Raw genomic sequence first — 16,912 nt, 5'->3', positions numbered from 1 at the left:
GGGGACCAGCGCTTTCAATAGAAACGGGTGAATACCCAGAGCCTAAAAAGGCATTGTTTCTATCGGCGGCACCGGTTGTTACGGTGCGGTAAATCCGGGAACCGGACCCGCGGTCCGGCTTGTGGTGCGGCTCAGTTCGTGGGATCGGCCGGGCGGGACGTGCCCGGATCCTCATCGCGCGGGGCGGGCGACGGCGCCGGCTTGCCGACGCTGCCTGCTCCCCCGGGGATCTTGGCCGAGCTGCGGTGGATACCCGAACCCTCACTGAGGTAGTCCGGGTTGGGCTTTTCCGTCATCAGCAGCAGGGAGGAGATCAGCAGGGACGCGATGAAGGCGATTCCCATGGCCGTCAGGCCCAGATCAACCCGGAGTTCCTTCTCGGCTCCGCCGGTGGCGAAGATCATGGTGCAGACACCGGCGACCACCGCCAGCACAGCGGAGAAGATCAGCGGTGCCTTCACGGAGTTCCGCCTCTGCGGGCCGCCGGTTGAGCTCTTCGCCACGTTAGATCCTCCTGCTGGGTTGGGGGTTGCGCGGGTTGGTGCAGAATGCACTGCCGCGTCTCTAGTTTACGGCCTTTGCGGGATCCCCCTGGGCGCTGCGGGCATCATGCCGGGCCCCCAGGGCCGAAAGCGCCAGGATCACGGCAATGATGATTGCGGATCCGCCGGTAACCCCGAGCAGGGCGCGGGGGCCCAGGTCCTGGAACACCAGCACCAGCACACCCGCACCAGCGGCCGCTGCGCCGGTGATGAGCCCGTCACGGACCGGCAGGAAGGTCTTCCGGTCCCTGAACCACAGGAACAGTTCAATGGCGCCGCCGACTATCAGGGCGGTGGACGCCGCCGCCGGGAAGGCCTGCATGGTTCCGGCCGCAGCCGGAACCACGGTGAGCGCACCTGCCAGCACGTAGAGTACGGCCTCGGCCGACAGGAAGGTTTTGGTGCTGCCGTGGCCGCGGGCCGTGCCGGCCAGGAGCAGGAGCGCGGCACCGGTCAGCAGCAGATAAGCACCGCCGGCATAGGCCAGGACGGAATCATCGGGTTCCTGCCAGAAGATCGTCAGCACGCCGTAGACCGCCGCTACCGCTGAACGCAGCAGCATGGGTACCCATGGTGCTCCGGTGTTGGATGCGCCCACTGCAGAGCCTCCGCTTTCATTTCGCCGTCATGGAGTAGCCGGTTGGCCACCGTCCAGCTTAGTCGCTGGCTGTTCCCGATGCCGCACCGGTAACCATCCAGGCATCCTGCCGTACGCGCCAGGAGAGCGTGGCTGCCCGGGCACACATGTAACCCAGGGCGAAGGCAGCCCACAACCAGGCGATGCCGACGGAACCTGCAAGCTGCGAGGCATGCACCCAGATCAGCAGCGGCAGGTAGACCGCCAGGTTTATCAGTCCGGTCAGCGCCAGGTAGCGGGCGTCCCCCGCCCCGATCAGCACACCGTCCAGGACAAACACCAGCCCGCAGATCGGCTGGGACACGGCCAGGACCCACAGGCCGGCCGTCATGGCCTGCTGCACGCCGGCGTCGCCGGTGAAAAGCACGCCGGCCACCGGGGCGGCAATCGCCAGCAGGCCGCCGGTAATGACGCCGAAGCCCACGCCCCACACCACCATCCGGCGTGTCAGGGCACGGGCCAGCGCGGTGTCCCCGGCCCCCAGTTCCTTGCCGATCATGGCCTGCGCGGCAATGGCCAGGGCATCCAGGGCAAAGGCCAGGAACGTAAACACGGTCATTACCAGCTGGTGGGCCGCCAGGGATTCCGGGCCCTGCGCCGTGGCAACCAGCACCGTGGCCAGCACGGCTGCCCGCAGGCTGAGGGTGCGCAGCATCAGCCATGACCCCACGTGCGCGGTGTTGCGGATCCCCGCCGCCGTTGGCCGCAGCGGCACGCCCCGGGCACGGGACATCCGGGCCACTGCCGCAAGGTAGAAAACGGCCATGCCCCACTGGGCGATGCTGGTGCCCAGTGCGGAACCCGCCACCGAGAGGGAGAAGCCGTACACCAGAAGATAGTTCAGCCCAATGTTTGCGGCGAAGCCCACGGTGGCAACCACCAGCGGTGTCCGGGTGTCCTGCAGTCCGCGGAGCACACCCGTAGCGGCGAGGACCACCAGCATGGCGGTGAGTCCCGGCATGGAAAAGCGCAGGTAGTCCACGGCATACCGGTGCACGTCCCCGGTGGCTCCCATAACGGTGCACAGTTGCGGCGCGAAGATGTAGCCGGCCGTGGAGAGCACCGCGCCCAGCCCCAGGGCCAGGGCTATTCCGTCCCGGCCGGCGGCGAGCGCGTCCGCGTGCCGGTTGCCGCCGAGGTAGCGGGCAACGGTACCGGTGGTGGAGTAGGCGAGGAAAACCATAAGCCCGACGGCGGTCTGCAGCACGGTGGAGGCGAGGCCGACGCCGGCCAGCTGGTTCACGCCCAGATGGCCGACAATCGCCGAATCGGCGAGCAGGAAAAGCGGCTCCGCAATCAGCGCGCCCAGCGCCGGCAGGGCCAGGGCCAGGATCCGCCGGCTGAGCCGCCGGGAGGAAAGGTCGGCTGGGGTATTCACAGCATCCAGCCTACGTTTTCACCGGCCCGGCCGCGGCCTTTCCACCGCCGTCGTCGGCGCGCAGGACCAGACCGGCCACCAGTGCCGCCGCCAGCAGCAGCGCACCCACAAACAGCACCAGGGCCGGCCAGCCGTTGTGTTGGAAGCAGTAGCCGCCGGCCCAGCCCAGCACGCTGGAACCGGTGTAATAAAAGAGGTTGTACAGCGAGGATGCCTGGGCGCGGCCCACCGGGGCCAGCAGCGGCGTCCAGCCCGAGGCAATCGCGTGGGCACCGAAAAACCCTGCGGTGAAGACCAGCAGACCAGCCACGATGGCCGCCAGATGATCGGCAAGCGTCAGGGCCAGGCCTGCCCCCATGGCGCCCGTGGAGAGCAGCAGCACCAGCTTGCGCCCGCCGCGGCCTGCCAGCCGGGCCGCCAGGGTGCCGGCTGCCCGGGAGGACCAGGTGCCGGCGAGGTAGGCCAGGAACAGGGCGCTTGCCAGGGACTGCGGCAGCCCGAAGGGCGGGCCGCCCAGCCGGAAGCCGAGGTAGTTGTAGACCGCAACAAAGCCGCCCATCAGCAGGAAACCCTGCAGATAGAGGGCCAGCAGGCGGGGGTTGCGGAGATTTGTGCCCAGCCGGGCCGCCAGCTCGCGGCCGGGAGCGGCAGCCCGTTCCGGAACAAACCCGTGCTGGCGTGGCGCGGTCAGCATAAAAACGACGGCGGCGCACGCGGCGAGAATACTTACGGCAGCCACACCGGCCCGCCAGTTGATCAGTTCGGCCACGGGGGCCGCCAGGATCCGGCCGGCAAGGCCGCCGAGGGTAGTGCCGGAGACGTAGGTACCCGCGGCCACCGCAGCGTGGAGGCGGCTCACCTCTTCGCTGAGGTAGGCCAGGGCCACGGCGGGAATGCCGCCCAGGGCGGCGCCCTCAAGGAAGCGCAGCACCAGCAGGACCGGAAGGGTGGGGCTCAGCGGCACCGCCAGTCCCAGCACCACCGCAGCCAGGATCGCCACCCGCATCACCGGCAGTCGGCCGAAACGATCCGCCGCTGCGGACCACGGAATCACCGTCACCGCGAGGCCGAGCGTGGCGGCGGAAACGGTGAGGGCGGCCGACGACGCGGAAATTCCCATCCCGGCCGCAAGCTCCGGCAGGACGCCCTGCAGGGAATACAGCTGGGCGAAGGTGGCCACGCCGGCCGCGGCCAGGCCCACCAGCACCCCCCGGTAGCCGCGGGTCCCTTTGGCGTGCCCGGTGAAACCGGCGGGCCCGGCCGGCACGCTCATGGCCGGTCCCGGCGGGGTGCGCCGGGGCCCGGCCCACCTTCATTTCCCTGGCCGGCGGGAGCGGTTCCCTCCAGCATCCCGGTGAGTTCCGCGCTGAGGTTTCGGCGTGCCTGCTCTTGCCAAAGCTTTCGGCCGGAGGCCGTGCGGAACAACGGATCCGCAGCCATGAACTGCCGTATCACCCGCTCACGGCCCGCGGCGAATTCCTGATCCGAGAGGTGGGCATACTCGGCGCGGACCTCCGTTACGTAGGCGCGGTACCGGTCCGGCTGACGGGCCAGCACCGAGAGGTCGGCGTCGGCCAGGAGCTCGCCGTGCCGGTCCCCGGGCCGGGGATCATGCCCCGCCGTGAGGCGGACCAGGCGGGCACATTCGGCGGTATCTGCCGCGGTCACGCCCGCAGCAGGCAGCAGGGCCTCAGCGAGCCGGGCAGAGGCTTCCTCATCCTTACCCGGAGCCCCGGAATAGACGGCGTCATGGAACCAGGCGGCAAGGGCCACCGGGACCGGAACCCCGGAACCGGCAAGCAGGTCCAGGGCCTCCAGCACCTGCAGGAGGTGGCGGCGGTCATGGTAGCGGCGGTGCGGTTCATTCCAGTGCTCCAGCAGGCGCTCCCCCAGGTCCGGGGCGCCGGGCAGCAGCCGGTTCCAGCGGTGCATCAGGGGCCGGGCGAGCGCTGAGGGCCGGTCCCGTGCCGGAATCCGGAGTCCGCTGGCAATCAGGATGCGCACCAGGTTCCCGCCGGTGACGGGCACCGCGCCGCGCCGGACCAACGCGTCGTAGCGCTGCTGCGGGACGTCGTAATGGTCGCCGTCGAACGCACGCGGCGAGATACCGGCGGCCCGGGCAAATGCGTGCAGCTCGCCCAGCCCGGCATCGGAAATGAGGTGGGAGAAAAGGGTGTTGTGTGCCGGCCACATCGGCGGATCGATGTAGATCATGGGTCCATGGCGTTCAGTGGCAACAACTGCATCGTTTATGTGTATCGCACGCGCGGCCCCCATTTCCATGTGGGAGCTGGACGGGGTGCCCCGGCATACCGGGCAGGACGCCGGTCCGGGTACGGGAAACTTCAGGAACCCCCTTGTTCTGCCTGTCCCGCAATGCTGCAATAACGGCATGGATGAGGTCACAGCCGGTCACCCCGTGCCCGCAGTGGTTGCCATAGGAACCCGGAAGGGCCTCTGGCTTGCCACCAGCAGCGACCGCCGGAACTGGACGCTGAGCGGGCCGGAATTCGCGATGGCCGAGGTTCCCTCCCTGGCCTTCGATACCCGCACGGACACTCCGCGGCTGCTGGCCGGGGTGCGGTCGGAGTGGTGGGGCACCAACGTTGCCGTCTCGGATGATCTCGGCAAGACCTGGCAGGAACCCGAGGCCCCGGCCATCGCCTTCCCCGCGGACACCGGGGCCACACTGGAGCGGATCTGGCAGCTAAGGCCGGACACCGAAGACCGCCCCGGAGTGGTCTGGGCCGGCTGCGAGCCCATTTCCGTGTTTCGTTCCGCGGACGGCGGGAAGCACTTCGAGCTGGTCCGCGGACTGTGGGACCATCCGCACCGGACCCGGTGGGGTGCAGGGTACGGCGGTCCGGCGGCGCACACCGTACTGCCGAGCCCCGCGGATGATTCCGTCCATGTGGCCATCAGCAGCGGCGGCGTATACCGCTCCGATGACCGCGGCGAGAGCTGGGATGCCTTCAACACCGGGATCATTGCCGATTTCATGCCGGAGCATTACCCCGAATTCGGACAGTGTGTGCACAAGGTGGCCCGTGATGCCGGCAATCCGCAGCGGCTCTATGCGCAGAACCACGGCGGGGTCTACCGCAGCGACGACGCCGGCGGGCAGTGGGTGTCCATTGCGGACGGGCTGCCTGCGGATTTCGGTTTTGTGATGCTCGCCCACCCCACCCGTCCGGACACCATCTGGACCATCCCGCTGGGTTCCGCCGGTGAGCGCAATCCTCCGCAGGGGCATCCGGCGGTGTACCGCAGCACCGACGCCGGCAGCAGCTGGGAGCGGCACGACGCCGGCCTTCCCGCCTATGACTTTAACGCGGTGCTGCGCGATGCCGCGGATGTGGACCGGGCAGATCCGGCGGGCATCTACTTCGGCACGCGCGGCGGCGAGGTGTACGCCAGCTCCGATGAAGGGGAAAGCTTCAGCCTGCTCACCGCCAACCTTCCGGATGTGCTCTGTGTCCGGGCGCTTGCCCTCTGACGCGCAGGGCGCCGCCTCCGCCGTCGAGCTTCTGCTGCCGGCGGCGCTGGCTGAGGCTGCCGGCGGCAGCCGCAGCCTGATGTTCCGTCCCGGCTCCCCGGGCCATTCTGCCGGGACCGCTGGCGGTGCGGGCGCTGCCGGTGCGGGCGCTACCGGTGCGGGCGCTGGCGGTGTGGGTGCTGGCGGTGACCGGGCCCCGACCATCGGCGTGCTTTTGGAACTGCTGCGGGACCGGCATCCCGGGGTGTACCGGCGCATTGTGGACGACGCGGGAGACATCCGCCGGCACGTGAACCTGTATGTGGACGGTGATGACATCCGGGACCTGGCCGGTCCCTCAACTGTGCTGGGCCCCGGTGCCGTGGTGCTGGTGCTGCAGTCGATTGCCGGCGGCTAACCGCGGTTAAACGCGTGCGGGCGCCCCGCTTGGTAGCGGGGCGCCCGATGCGTCGGCAGCCGGCCGTCGTCGGTCCGGTGCCGAAGCTGTGTACTCCGGTGGTTAGGCCGGCAGCTGCAGGGTCTGACCGGTGAAGATCAGGTCCTGGTGAATCACGGTGTCGGCGTTGGCGTTGTACAGCGCCTGCCAGCCGCCCTCAATGCCCAGCTTCTCGGCAATGGTGGACAGCGTGTCGCCGGCCTGGATGACGTAGGTCTCGCCGGACAGGGCCGGGGCAGGAGCCTGCACCGGTGCAACAGCCTGGACCTCAACGTTGGTCGGGGCCGGCAGCTGCTCCGGAAGGGCCTGCGGCTCAACATAGGTCGGTGCCGGAGCGGCTTCAACCGGAGCGGTTTCAACCGGGGCGTAGGTCTGTGCCGGCGCCTGGGTTTCCACCGGGGTGGTCGCGGGGGCCGGGGTGGCGGCCTGCGGGTTGGCAGTGGCACCGGTCAGGCCCAGCTTGGCAGTGCAGGCAGGCCATGCGCCGGGACCCTGTTCGGCCAGGACCCGCTCAGCTACGGCAATCTGCTGCTCGCGGCTGGCGTTGGCCGGGTCACCGGTTCCGCCGAAGGCGGCCCAGGTGCTGGGGGTGAACTGCAGGCCGCCGGAGAAACCGTTACCGGTGTTGGTAGCCCAGTTTCCACCGCTTTCGCACTGTGCAAGCGCGTCCCAGTCCATTGAGCTGGCGTTGGCTGGTGCCGCAAGGCCTGCGAGGCCGGCAGCGCCGACACCGGTGAGGGCAGCGGTGGCCAGTCCACGACGTACGATACGACGGATCTTCTGGTTCTTCATCGGTTCTTGTGCTCCCAAGGGTTCCACCTGCGCTCAACCCGTCCCCGGGCTTCCGCGCGCCGTCGCCTACCCCGACTGATAGAGGTCTTTTTCGGTACCACGCAGCGGCGACGTACAGTGGACGCGTGGTACTTAGTGCGATTCATGCATCGGCCGCACCAGCTTTGGGTGCCGACCGCGCCGGCCTTCGAAACGGCCGGCAGTCCAGCCCTCGATCCGGGCTCATAAACAACCTAAGACAGTCATTTGTCGAGATCAAATCGCTACCTAATCGAAACCTAATCGTTACCGGCCGCGATCCGCGCCAATAAGCCGATCGAGGCGGGTCTTGTAGGGTTCATCACAATCAGTTCCGGGTAACGCTGGACACACGTCAATTTGCGTTCTATCTTGCTTTCTGCGTCGACGCTCACAACCGGATTCGGCAGCCCTTAACGAACGGTGGCGGGCCCCCTCCCGGGAACCCGCCGCCTGTTTTATGCGTGGTTCATTTCAAGGCATTGGAGGCCTTGCGCTTGTTGAAGACGTCGAAACCGACCGCAAGCAGCAGGACCAGGCCCTTGATGAACTGCTGATAGTCGATCCCCACGCCCATCAGGGACATTCCGTTGTTCAGGACGCCCATGATCAGGCCTCCGGTGATCGCGCCGACAATGGTCCCCACTCCGCCGGTGACAGCGGCGCCGCCGATGAATGCCGCGGCAATCGCGTCAAGCTCGAAGAGGTTTCCGGCACCCGGGCCCGCCGAGTTCAGTCGTCCGGTGAAGATCAGTCCGGCAAGTGCGGCCAGCACGCCCATGTTCACGAAGAGCAGAAAGTCCACCCGTTTGGTGTTGACGCCCGAAAGCTGGGCCGCCTGCAGGTTCCCGCCGCGCGCATAGACATGGCGGCCAAAGACCGAGCGGTTCATCACGGCACTGTAGGCCACCACCAGCACCCCCAGGACAACGAGCACTATGGGTGTTCCGCTCCTGGAGCTGGCAAGCAGGTAGGTCAGTCCAAGGACAACGACGACGCTGAACAGCAGGCGGGTGAAGAACCATGCCTTCGGTTCGTCATCCAGGTTCAGCTTCATCCGGGCAGCCCGTCCGCGGAGCTGGCTGAGGACCAGCAGGATAGTGGCCAGCAGGCCGAGTCCCACGGTGGTCCAGTCCAGCAGGTTGGTTTCCGCCGGGAACAGCCCGGGAAACAGGGACCCTCCGCCGAGCTGGCGGTATTCCTCCGGGAAACCGGTGATCCGCTGGTTCCCCAGGATGATCTGGGTGAGGCCGCGGAAAACGAGCATGCCGGCCAGTGTGACGATGAAGGCGGGGATCCCTACGTAGGCCACCCAGAATCCCTGCCAGGCGCCGACCAGCGCACCCACCACCAGGGAGGCCACCAGCGCAGCCCACCATGGCATTCCCCAGTCGCGGATCATGATGCCGGACATGGCACCCACAAAGGCCGCGACGGATCCCACGGACAGGTCAATGTGGCCGGCCACGATGATCATGACCATACCGATGGCCAGCAGCAGGATGTAGCTGTTCTGCACAATGATGTTGGCCACGTTGTCCGGCTGCAGCAGGGCGCCGCCGGTCAGGACCTGGAACAGGGTGACGATCACCAGCAGGGCCAGGAAGATGCCGATCTGCCGCAGCCGGCCGGCCAGGAACCGTCCGGCGTCGGCGAGCGGGGACGGTTTGGGGGTCCTGGTGCCGAGTGCCGGATCCTCACCGGCGAGAGTGGTAGCCATGGCTATTCCTTTTCCTGTGTCATGTGCTGCATAAGTCGTTCGGGGGTTGCCTCGGCAATCGGAACCTCGGCGGTGATGCGGCCCTGGGCAAGGGTGTAAATGCGGTCACAGATGCCAAGGAGCTCCGGAAGTTCGGAGGAAATGACAATCACCGCCTTGCCCTGTGCCGCGAGCCGGTTGATGATCGTGTAGATCTCGTATTTGGCTCCGACATCGATCCCCCGGGTGGGCTCGTCAAGGATGAGGACATCCGGATCCGCGAACATCCATTTGGAGAGGACCACTTTCTGCTGGTTGCCGCCGGACAGCTTGCCCGCAACCGCACTGACGGACGGGGCCTTGATGTTCATGCTGCGCTGGTAGTCCTGCGCCACCACGGTTTCCCGGCCGCCGTCCACCCACCCCCGGGTGGCGAGCTTGGTCAGGGCGGAGGCTGAGACGTTCCGCTTGATGTCCTCGATCAGGTTCAGGCCGTACCGCTTCCGGTCTTCGGTGGCATAGGCGATGCCGTGCCGGATCGCCTCCTGTACGGTGCGCGCGGTGATTTCCCGTCCGTTCTTGTACAGCGTGCCGCTGATGCCGGTGCCGTAACTGCGTCCGAAAATGCTCATGGCCAGTTCGGTACGCCCGGCGCCCATCAGCCCGGCGATGCCGACAATCTCCCCGGCGCGCACGGACAGGTGCGCCCTGTCGATCACGACACGGGCGTGTTCCGCGGGGTGGTGCACGGTCCAGTCCTCCACCCGCAGCACCTCCTCGCCAATCTCGGGGGTGCGGTCCGGGTAACGGCTGGTCAGTTCCCGTCCCACCATGCCCTTGATGATGCGTTCCTCGGTGACGGACCCGTCATCGAGGCTGAGCGTCTCGATGGTCTGCCCGTCCCGCAGGATGGTGACCGAGTCGGCAATGGCCCGGATTTCGTTGAGTTTGTGGCTGATGATGATGCAGGTGATGCCGTCCTCGCGCAGGCCGCGGACCAGGCCCAGCAGGTGGGCGGAGTCCTCATCATTCAGCGCAGCCGTGGGCTCATCCAGGATCAGCAGCTTCACGTCCTTGGACAGCGCCTTGGCAATCTCCACCAGCTGTTGCTTTCCCACGCCGATGTCCCCGGCCCGGGTAACCGGGTTCAGGTCGAGTCCGACCCGGCGCATCAGTTCTGCCGCGCGGACATTGGTTTCGTTCCAGTTAATGAAGCCGCGGGCCGAGCGTTCATTGCCCAGGAAGATGTTTTCGGCCACGGAGAGGTACGGCGAAAGCGCCAGTTCCTGGTGGATGATGACGACGCCGCTGCGTTCGCTGTCCTTGATGTCCCGGAAGGCAACGGGCCGGCCGTCCAGCAGGATCTCGCCGTCGTAGCTGCCGTGCGGGTAGACACCGGACAGCACTTTCATCAGGGTGGACTTGCCTGCCCCGTTCTCGCCGCAGATGGCATGGACCTCTCCGCGGGCCACGGCAAGGGTGACGTCCTGCAACGCCTTGACGCCGGGAAATGCCTTGCCGATCCCGGTCATTTGGAGAATGTAGTCACTCACGCGGACCTCCCTGTCCTGGACTTTCGATGGTGGTACAGGTGGCGGCCGGTACCGGGCCGCCACCTGCCGGGTGTCACTTAAGGTCGGAGGCCTCGTAGTAACCGCTGTCCACCAGGACTTCCTCATAGTTGTCGACGGTGACGATCTGGCTTTCGAGCAGGTACGCCGGCACTACCTTCGCGCCGTTGTCGTAGGTCTCCTCGTCATTGGTTTCCGGTTCCTCGTCCTTCATCAGGGCATCAACCATCAGCACGGCGCGTTTGCCGAGCTCGCGGACGTCCTTGAAGATCGTGGAGTACTGCTCGTCGCTCATGATCGACTGCACCGAGCCCACTTCCGCGTCCTGGCCGGTGATCACGGGCAGGTTCTCCCCGGAGTAGCCGCCGGAGCGCAGGGCGGAGATGATGCCGATGGACAGCCCGTCATACGGGGAGAGCACGCCGTCGATCTGTGCACCGCCGCCCACGGTCAGCAGGTCCTCCATCCGGTCCTGGGCGGTATCCGGCAGCCAGCGCAGGATGGCAGCCTGCTCGAAGGCGGTCTGCCCGCTGGGGACCTTCAGGGTTCCGTCATCAAGGTAGGGCTGCAGGGTGTCCATGGCGCCGTCCCAGAAGAACGTGGCGTTGTTGTCATCCGGGCTGCCCGCGAACAGTTCGACGTTGAACGGACCCTTTTCCCCGGTCGGCTGCCCGGCGTCGTCCAGGACGCCCAGACCGGTGAGCAGTGAGGTGCCCTGCTGCACCCCCACCTCGTAGTTGTCGAAGGTGGTGTAGTAGTCCACGGTGTCGGATTCGTTGATCAGCCGGTCATAGGCGATCACCGGGATGTCCTGGGCTTCGGCGGTATCCAGCACACCGGTCAGCGTGGTGCCGTCAATGGAGGCAATGACCAGGGCCTCGGCGCCGCCGTTGATCATGTTCTCGATCTGGGAGACCTGGGTGGGGATGTCATCGTTGGCGTACTGCAGGTCCACCTCGTAGCCAAGTTCCTCAAGCTGGGACTTGACGTTCTCACCGTCGGCGATCCAGCGTTCGGACTGCTGCGTGGGCATGGCGACGCCGATCTTGGCGCCCTCGTTGGAGTCCCCGCCGGCGTCCCCGCCGCCGCGGTTGCCGGCGCAGGCGCTCATGCTGAGGGCCAGGCTCAGCGAGACTCCGCCGATAAGTACCCGCTTCAGTGTGGGTTTGCGTGTCATGGTTATGCCTTTCGTGGTTGCCGTGCCTTGGTGAGGTGGGTTCAGAGTTTCTGGGCGAGCCGGTAATAGGCCGCATTCCAGCGGACTTCCCGCTGGAAGGCGCGCAGGTCCGTGGTGTTGTCGATCAGCAGCAGTTCCACGCCGGACATCTCCGCGAAGTCGGTGAGCACGTCCGCCCCGAGGGCGGTGCTGAGCACGGTGTGGTGGGCGGCGCCGGCGGTGAGCCAGGCGGCCGCGGAGGTGGCGAGATCGGGATGCGGCTGCCAGACGGCGCGGGCCACGGGGAGGTTCGGCAGCGGGGCGTCCGGAGGAACCACGTCCACCGTGTTGGCGGTCAGCCTGAACCTGTCGCGCATGTCGGACATGGCCAGGACGACGCCGGGGCCCGGGTCTGTGTTGAACACCAGGCGGACTGGGTCTTCCCGTCCGCCGATGCCCAGCGGGTGTACTTCCAGGCTGGGTTTGTCCGTGGTGAGGCTGGGACAGATCTCGAGCATGTGTGCGCCAAGGATTTTCTCCTCGCCGGGCACCAGATGGTAGGTGTAGTCCTCCATCAGGGAGGCGCCGCCGGGCAGGCCGGCGCCCATTACCTTGGCCGCCCGCACCAGCATGGCGGTTTTCCAGTCCCCTTCGGCGCCGAAACCGTAGCCGCTGAACATCAGCCGCTGGACGGCGAGTCCCGGCAGCTGCCGCAGTCCGCCCAGATCCTCGAAATTGGTGGTGAAGGCGCCGAAACCGCCTTCTTCAAGGAACTGGAGCAGGCCAAGTTCCTGCCGCGCCCCGTAGCGCAGGGATTCGTGCCGGCTTCCGCCGGGCCGCAGCTCCGGGGAAACGTCATAGATGTCTTCATACTCAGCGATCAGTTTGTCCACGCTGTCCTCGGACTGCGCGTCCACCACCTCCACCAGGTCATTGACCCCCCAGCTGTTGATGGAGACGCCAAAGCGCAGTTCGGCTTCGGTCTTATCCCCTTCGGTGACGGCAACGTTGCGCATGTTGTCGCCGAAACGGGCAACCCGCATGCCCTGCATGGCTGCCCGGCCGGCACAGGCACGCTGCCAGGAGGCAATCTGGGCAATAACGGCGGGGGCGGAAACGTGCCCGACGACGGTCTTGCGGGGCACGTCCAGGCGGGTGGAGATATAGCCGAATTCCCGGTCCCCGTGCGCAGCCTGGTTCAGGTTCATGAAATCGAAGTCGATCTCCGCCCACGGCAGTTCCACGTTGATCTGCGTGTGCAGGTGAAGAAGCGGTTTGCGCAGCGCGTCCAGCCCGCGGATCCACATTTTCGCGGGGCTGAAGGTGTGCATCCAGGCAATCACGCCTATGACGTTTTCCGCTGCATTGGCGGCGAGCGCTGCCGCATGGATGGAGCCTGTGTCCGTGAGTGTCGGTTTCCAGACCGGGCGCACCGGCAGGCCGGCGTCGTCGAGCATGCCGACAATGGCCTTGGACTGTTCGGCTACCTGGCGCAGCGTGTCTTCTCCGTAGAGGTCCTGGCTGCCGGTGAGGAACCAGACCTCGTAGGGTTCGAGCGTGGTGTTGAGGGGACTCACGTCAGTGCACTCCTGAATTTGATGGGGTTGCTGCCGGCTGCTGGCCGTACACGTTCTGGTAGCGCTCGAACAGGGCGTCGATGTGCGCCGGTTCGATGGGCAGGGGTTCCCCGAGCTGGTGGGCGAAGTGGACCGTGCGGGCAACGTCCTCGAGCATGACAGCTGCCTTGACGGCGTCGCGTGCGTCCCGGCCGATGGTGAAGGGACCGTGGTTCCGCATCAGGACCGCGCGGGACCGGTGGCCCTGAAGGGTGGAAACGATGCCGCGGCCAATCGAGTCATCGCCGATGATGGCGAAGGGGCCCACGGGGATCTCCCCGCCGAACTCGTCAGCCATGGCGGTAAGCACGCAGGGAATCGTTTCACCGCGCGCCGCCCAGGCCGTGGCATACGGAGAGTGGGTGTGCACTACTCCCCCGGTTCCGGGCATGTTGCGGTACACGTAGGCATGCGCTGCCGTATCGCTGGACGGAGACAGGCCTGCGTCCTGGCTTCCGGCCACGGGACCCCCGTCGGGGTCGCACAGGATCAGGGATTCCGGACTGAGGTCCGCATATCCGACGCCGCTGGGCTTGATGACGAAGTATCCGGTGCCGGGAATCCGGCCGGAAACGTTTCCGGCCGTCCACGCGACCAGCCCGTACCGCACCAGTTCGCCGTGCAGGGCTGCCACCTCTGCGCGAACGCGTGCAACTGCCTGCTCGAAACCGTTCCCTGGAATGCTCATGCGCTCACCTCACGGACCAGGCGGGCTGAGCGGCGTATGGCCTTCAGCTTCCGCATGACGTCGTTGCCGCCCCGGCCGAAGTAGTCATGCAGCGCCGTGTATTCCGCGTACAGCGCGTTATAGGCCTGCGAACGCTCCGGATCCGGCAGGAACTCGTTGCGGTGCACCCTCCCCATGGCAGCCGCGGCGTCCCGCACGTGCGGGTAGGCACCGGCGGCCACGGCAGCGTGGATGGCGGAGCCGAGTGCCGGGCCCTGGTCGCTGCCAATGACGGAGATCGGCATGCCGAGGACGTCGGCGTAGATCTGCATCAGGAACCGGTTCCGAACGAGTCCCCCCGCCGCGACGAACTCCGTCACCGGAATGCCCGAGGAGGTGAACGCCTCCACAATGGTGCGGGTGCCGAAGGCCGTGGCTTCCAGCAGCGCCCGGTACACCTCGTGCGGGCGGGTTGCCAGGGTCAGTCCCACGAGCAGGCCGGAAAGCTCATGGTCCACCAGGACGGAGCGGTTCCCGGACTGCCAGTCCAGGGCCAGGAGCCCGTGGGCGCCTACCTCCTGGCCGGCAGCCTGTTCGGTGAGCAGTTCATGCACGCTCATCCCGCGGTCGTCCGCCTCCCGGGTCAGTTCGGCGGGGACGAAGTGTGCGGTGAACCAGCCGAAAATGTCTCCGACACCTGACTGGCCGGCCTCGTAGCCGTAGAGGCCCTCGACAATGCCCCCGTCCACCACACCGCACATTCCCGGCACGTCGCGCAGGATTTCGGCGTTCATCACGTGGCAGGTGGAGGTGCCCATAATCGCGACCATCCGGCCCGGGCCGGCCACCCCGGCCGCCGGTGCACACACATGGGCGTCCACGTTGCCGACGGCCACCGGAATTCCGCCCGGCAGGCCGGTCCAGGCCGCTGCCTGCTCGCTGAGCGTCCCGGCGGCTGAGCCCAGGCTGCCCACCGGGTGTTCGAGCTTCCCGGAAACAAACCCGGAAAAGTCCGGGTTCAGTGCCGCCAGGAAATCCCGGTCCGGGTATGCGCCGTCCTGCAGTATGCCTTTGTACCCCGCTGAGCAGGCGTTTCGCACATAGTTACCGGTCAGCTGCCAGACAATCCAGTCCGCGGCTTCCACCCAGTGATCCATCCGTTCGTACAGCTCGGGGTCCTCTTCCAGCAGCTGCAGCCCCTTGGCAAATTCCCATTCGCTGGAGATCAGCCCGCCGTAGCGCGGCAGCCAGGAAACGTTGCGCTGCCCGGCGAGTTCGTTAATCCGGTCCGCCTGCGCCTGCGCCGCGTGGTGGCGCCAGAGCTTCACGTAGGCGTGCGGACGGTCCTGGAGCCCGTGAAGCTCATTCAGCGGGGTGCCGTCCTTGGTGACGGGAACCATGGTGCACGCGGTGAAGTCGGTACCCACCCCGATGACTGATGCCGGATCGATGCCCGCAGCCCGGATGGCCGCCGGTACCGCGTGCTGCAGGACCTCTATGTAGTCCGCCGGGACCTGCAGCGCCCAGTCGGGCGGCAGTGGTGCACCGGTGGCAGCCAGGTTCGTGTCCATCACTCCGTGCCGGTAGGGGTGCACCGCGGACCCGAGTTCGGCGCCGTCATCCACCCGTACGACGACGGCCCGCCCGGAGAGGGTGCCGTAGTCGATGCCCACTACATGGGCGGGATCATTCCTCTGCTGCACGGTGACCTCATTGTCGTAGACCGGTAGACCCGTGACCGTGGCCGGAACCGTGGAGGTCCGTTAATGTGAACGGTCACATTTCGCTGTTGCAGTCACGCTACTCCCGAAAACGTGACGGGGGCCACAAAAGTTGGTAACGGTTTGGTAACGCCCGCAGTTAGGCAAAAGAGGCCGGCGGCGCCGCAGTGGAACCGCGGCGCACCAGCTTCGGCGCCACATCACCGGTCTTTACCGGATCCCGGCCCTGCAGCTCGCCCAGCAGGACGGCAACGCAGCGCCGGCCCAGTTCGGGGAAGTCCTGCCGGACGGTGGTCAGCGGAGGAAGGAAGTGCGCTGCCTCGGGCACATCATCAAAACCAACCACGCTCACATCTTCGGGGACCCGCAGTCCGGCCTCAGCGAAGGCATGCACCAGACCCAGGGCAATGTGGTCATTCCCGGAGAACACCGCACTGAACTGCAGGCCATTGCGCAGTTCGGCGCCTACCCGGTACCCCGACTCCGCGGTCCACTCCCCTGCCGAAACAACTGCGGGCGCGAGGCCCCATGCCGTCATCTCCTCCAGGTACCCCTGGCGGCGGGCTTCGGTTTCCACCCATCCTTCCGGCCCGGGAACATGGACCACCTTCCGGTGCCCCAGTTCCAGCAGAGCGCGGGTGGCCAGCCGCGCCCCCGCGAGCTGGTCCACTGACATACGGTGGTCCTCGCTGTGCAGCGAATGCACGGTGACAAACGGAATCCGGATGGAGAGCTGTTCAATCACTTCCAGTGTCCTGGACTGCGGGGCAAGCAGCACCAGCCCTTCGACGGCATGGCTCATCAGCCGGTCCAGCGCTTCCTCAATGGAGGAACGGTCTGCGTTGTCGATGTGCACGGCGTCCACCACGTACCCGGCCTCATTCGCCGCATTCTGGACCGCCTGCAGGGTGGCCGTGGGCCCGTACTCCGCCCCGGAAGCCACCAGTGCGCCGATAATGCGTGATTCCCTGGTGACCAGGGCACGCGCAGCACGGTTTGGCCGGAACTGGAGCTGCTCCATCGCCTCCAGCACCCGTTGCCGCGTCGAGTCCCGCAGGCTCGGGTGTCCGTTGATCACCCGTGAAACGGTCTGATAGGAGACTCCGGCAGCTGCTGCCACGTCCCGGATATTGGAGGCACGCCGAGGGGATAGGGAATCCGTCCTGCCCTCATTGGTCATAGT

15 protein-coding genes are annotated in these 16,912 nt (G+C 66.8%); 2 read left to right on the top strand and 13 right to left on the bottom strand.

Annotated elements, in window-relative coordinates:
- Positions 1-131: 131 nt before the first annotated feature.
- The 5 genes from QWJ37_RS01390 to QWJ37_RS01370 all read right to left on the bottom strand — a co-directional run bounded on the left by QWJ37_RS01390 (position 132) and on the right by QWJ37_RS01370 (position 4,771).
- A complete protein-coding gene (locus QWJ37_RS01390; protein ID WP_290243513.1) occupies positions 132-503 on the bottom strand; it encodes a hypothetical protein in 372 nt (123 codons plus the stop codon).
- Positions 504-564: 61 nt separating this feature from the next.
- Positions 565-1,140 (bottom strand): DUF308 domain-containing protein, encoded by a 576-nt coding sequence (locus tag QWJ37_RS01385; RefSeq protein ID WP_227928173.1) that lies wholly within the window; start codon positions 1,138-1,140, stop codon positions 565-567.
- Between the two features lie 58 nt (positions 1,141-1,198).
- A complete protein-coding gene (locus QWJ37_RS01380) occupies positions 1,199-2,557 on the bottom strand; it encodes an MATE family efflux transporter (protein ID WP_290243508.1) in 1,359 nt (452 codons plus the stop codon).
- Positions 2,558-2,567: 10 nt separating this feature from the next.
- Positions 2,568-3,830, bottom strand: coding sequence for an MFS transporter (locus QWJ37_RS01375; protein WP_290243507.1), 1,263 nt, complete (start codon positions 3,828-3,830; stop codon positions 2,568-2,570).
- Entirely contained in the window at positions 3,827-4,771 is a 945-nt protein-coding gene (locus QWJ37_RS01370; RefSeq protein WP_290243505.1) for a DUF4031 domain-containing protein, read from the bottom strand. The genes QWJ37_RS01375 and QWJ37_RS01370 overlap by 4 nt, the downstream gene beginning before the upstream one ends.
- 178 nt (positions 4,772-4,949) lie before the next feature.
- Here QWJ37_RS01370 and QWJ37_RS01365 point away from each other — a divergent pair, with 178 nt between their 5' ends.
- Complete coding sequence (locus QWJ37_RS01365; protein WP_227928170.1) at positions 4,950-6,053, top strand: sialidase family protein; 1,104 nt, start codon at positions 4,950-4,952, stop codon at positions 6,051-6,053.
- Positions 6,043-6,450 (top strand): MoaD/ThiS family protein, encoded by a 408-nt coding sequence (locus QWJ37_RS01360; protein WP_290243501.1) that lies wholly within the window; start codon positions 6,043-6,045, stop codon positions 6,448-6,450. Before QWJ37_RS01365 ends, QWJ37_RS01360 begins: the two co-directional genes overlap by 11 nt.
- A gap of 102 nt (positions 6,451-6,552) precedes the next feature.
- Here QWJ37_RS01360 and QWJ37_RS01355 read toward each other — a convergent pair whose 3' ends face one another.
- The 8 genes from QWJ37_RS01355 to QWJ37_RS01320 all read right to left on the bottom strand — a co-directional run bounded on the left by QWJ37_RS01355 (position 6,553) and on the right by QWJ37_RS01320 (position 16,909).
- A complete protein-coding gene (locus QWJ37_RS01355) occupies positions 6,553-7,281 on the bottom strand; it encodes a transglycosylase family protein (RefSeq protein ID WP_227903071.1) in 729 nt (242 codons plus the stop codon).
- A gap of 487 nt (positions 7,282-7,768) precedes the next feature.
- The gene (gene mmsB, locus QWJ37_RS01350; protein WP_227903072.1) at positions 7,769-9,019 is read right to left on the bottom strand and encodes a multiple monosaccharide ABC transporter permease; all 1,251 of its coding nucleotides are present in this window, start codon (positions 9,017-9,019) and stop codon (positions 7,769-7,771) included.
- A gap of 2 nt (positions 9,020-9,021) precedes the next feature.
- The gene (gene mmsA, locus QWJ37_RS01345) at positions 9,022-10,551 is read right to left on the bottom strand and encodes a multiple monosaccharide ABC transporter ATP-binding protein (RefSeq protein ID WP_227903073.1); all 1,530 of its coding nucleotides are present in this window, start codon (positions 10,549-10,551) and stop codon (positions 9,022-9,024) included.
- A 73-nt stretch (positions 10,552-10,624) separates the two neighbouring features.
- Positions 10,625-11,746, bottom strand: a complete 1,122-nt coding sequence (gene chvE / locus QWJ37_RS01340) for a multiple monosaccharide ABC transporter substrate-binding protein (protein WP_227903074.1) — start codon at positions 11,744-11,746, stop codon at positions 10,625-10,627.
- 41 nt (positions 11,747-11,787) lie between these two features.
- Positions 11,788-13,302, bottom strand: a complete 1,515-nt coding sequence (gene araA, locus QWJ37_RS01335; protein ID WP_290243498.1) for an L-arabinose isomerase — start codon at positions 13,300-13,302, stop codon at positions 11,788-11,790.
- 1 nt (position 13,303) lies between these two features.
- The gene (locus QWJ37_RS01330) at positions 13,304-14,029 is read right to left on the bottom strand and encodes an L-ribulose-5-phosphate 4-epimerase (RefSeq protein WP_290243496.1); all 726 of its coding nucleotides are present in this window, start codon (positions 14,027-14,029) and stop codon (positions 13,304-13,306) included.
- Positions 14,026-15,711: a ribulokinase gene (gene araB, locus QWJ37_RS01325; RefSeq protein WP_290243494.1), complete on the bottom strand. Its 1,686-nt coding sequence runs from the start codon at positions 15,709-15,711 to the stop codon at positions 14,026-14,028. Before araB ends, QWJ37_RS01330 begins: the two co-directional genes overlap by 4 nt.
- Before the next feature lie 157 nt (positions 15,712-15,868).
- Positions 15,869-16,909, bottom strand: coding sequence for a LacI family DNA-binding transcriptional regulator (locus QWJ37_RS01320; RefSeq protein WP_227903078.1), 1,041 nt, complete (start codon positions 16,907-16,909; stop codon positions 15,869-15,871).
- Positions 16,910-16,912: the final 3 nt, after the last annotated feature.

Source organism: Arthrobacter sp. YD2 (assembly GCF_030410475.1).
Lineage (GTDB): Bacteria > Actinomycetota > Actinomycetes > Actinomycetales > Micrococcaceae > Arthrobacter_B > Arthrobacter_B zhangbolii.
The sequence above is the reverse complement of the archived record's forward strand: the minus strand, read 5'-3'. Positions and strand labels throughout refer to the sequence as shown.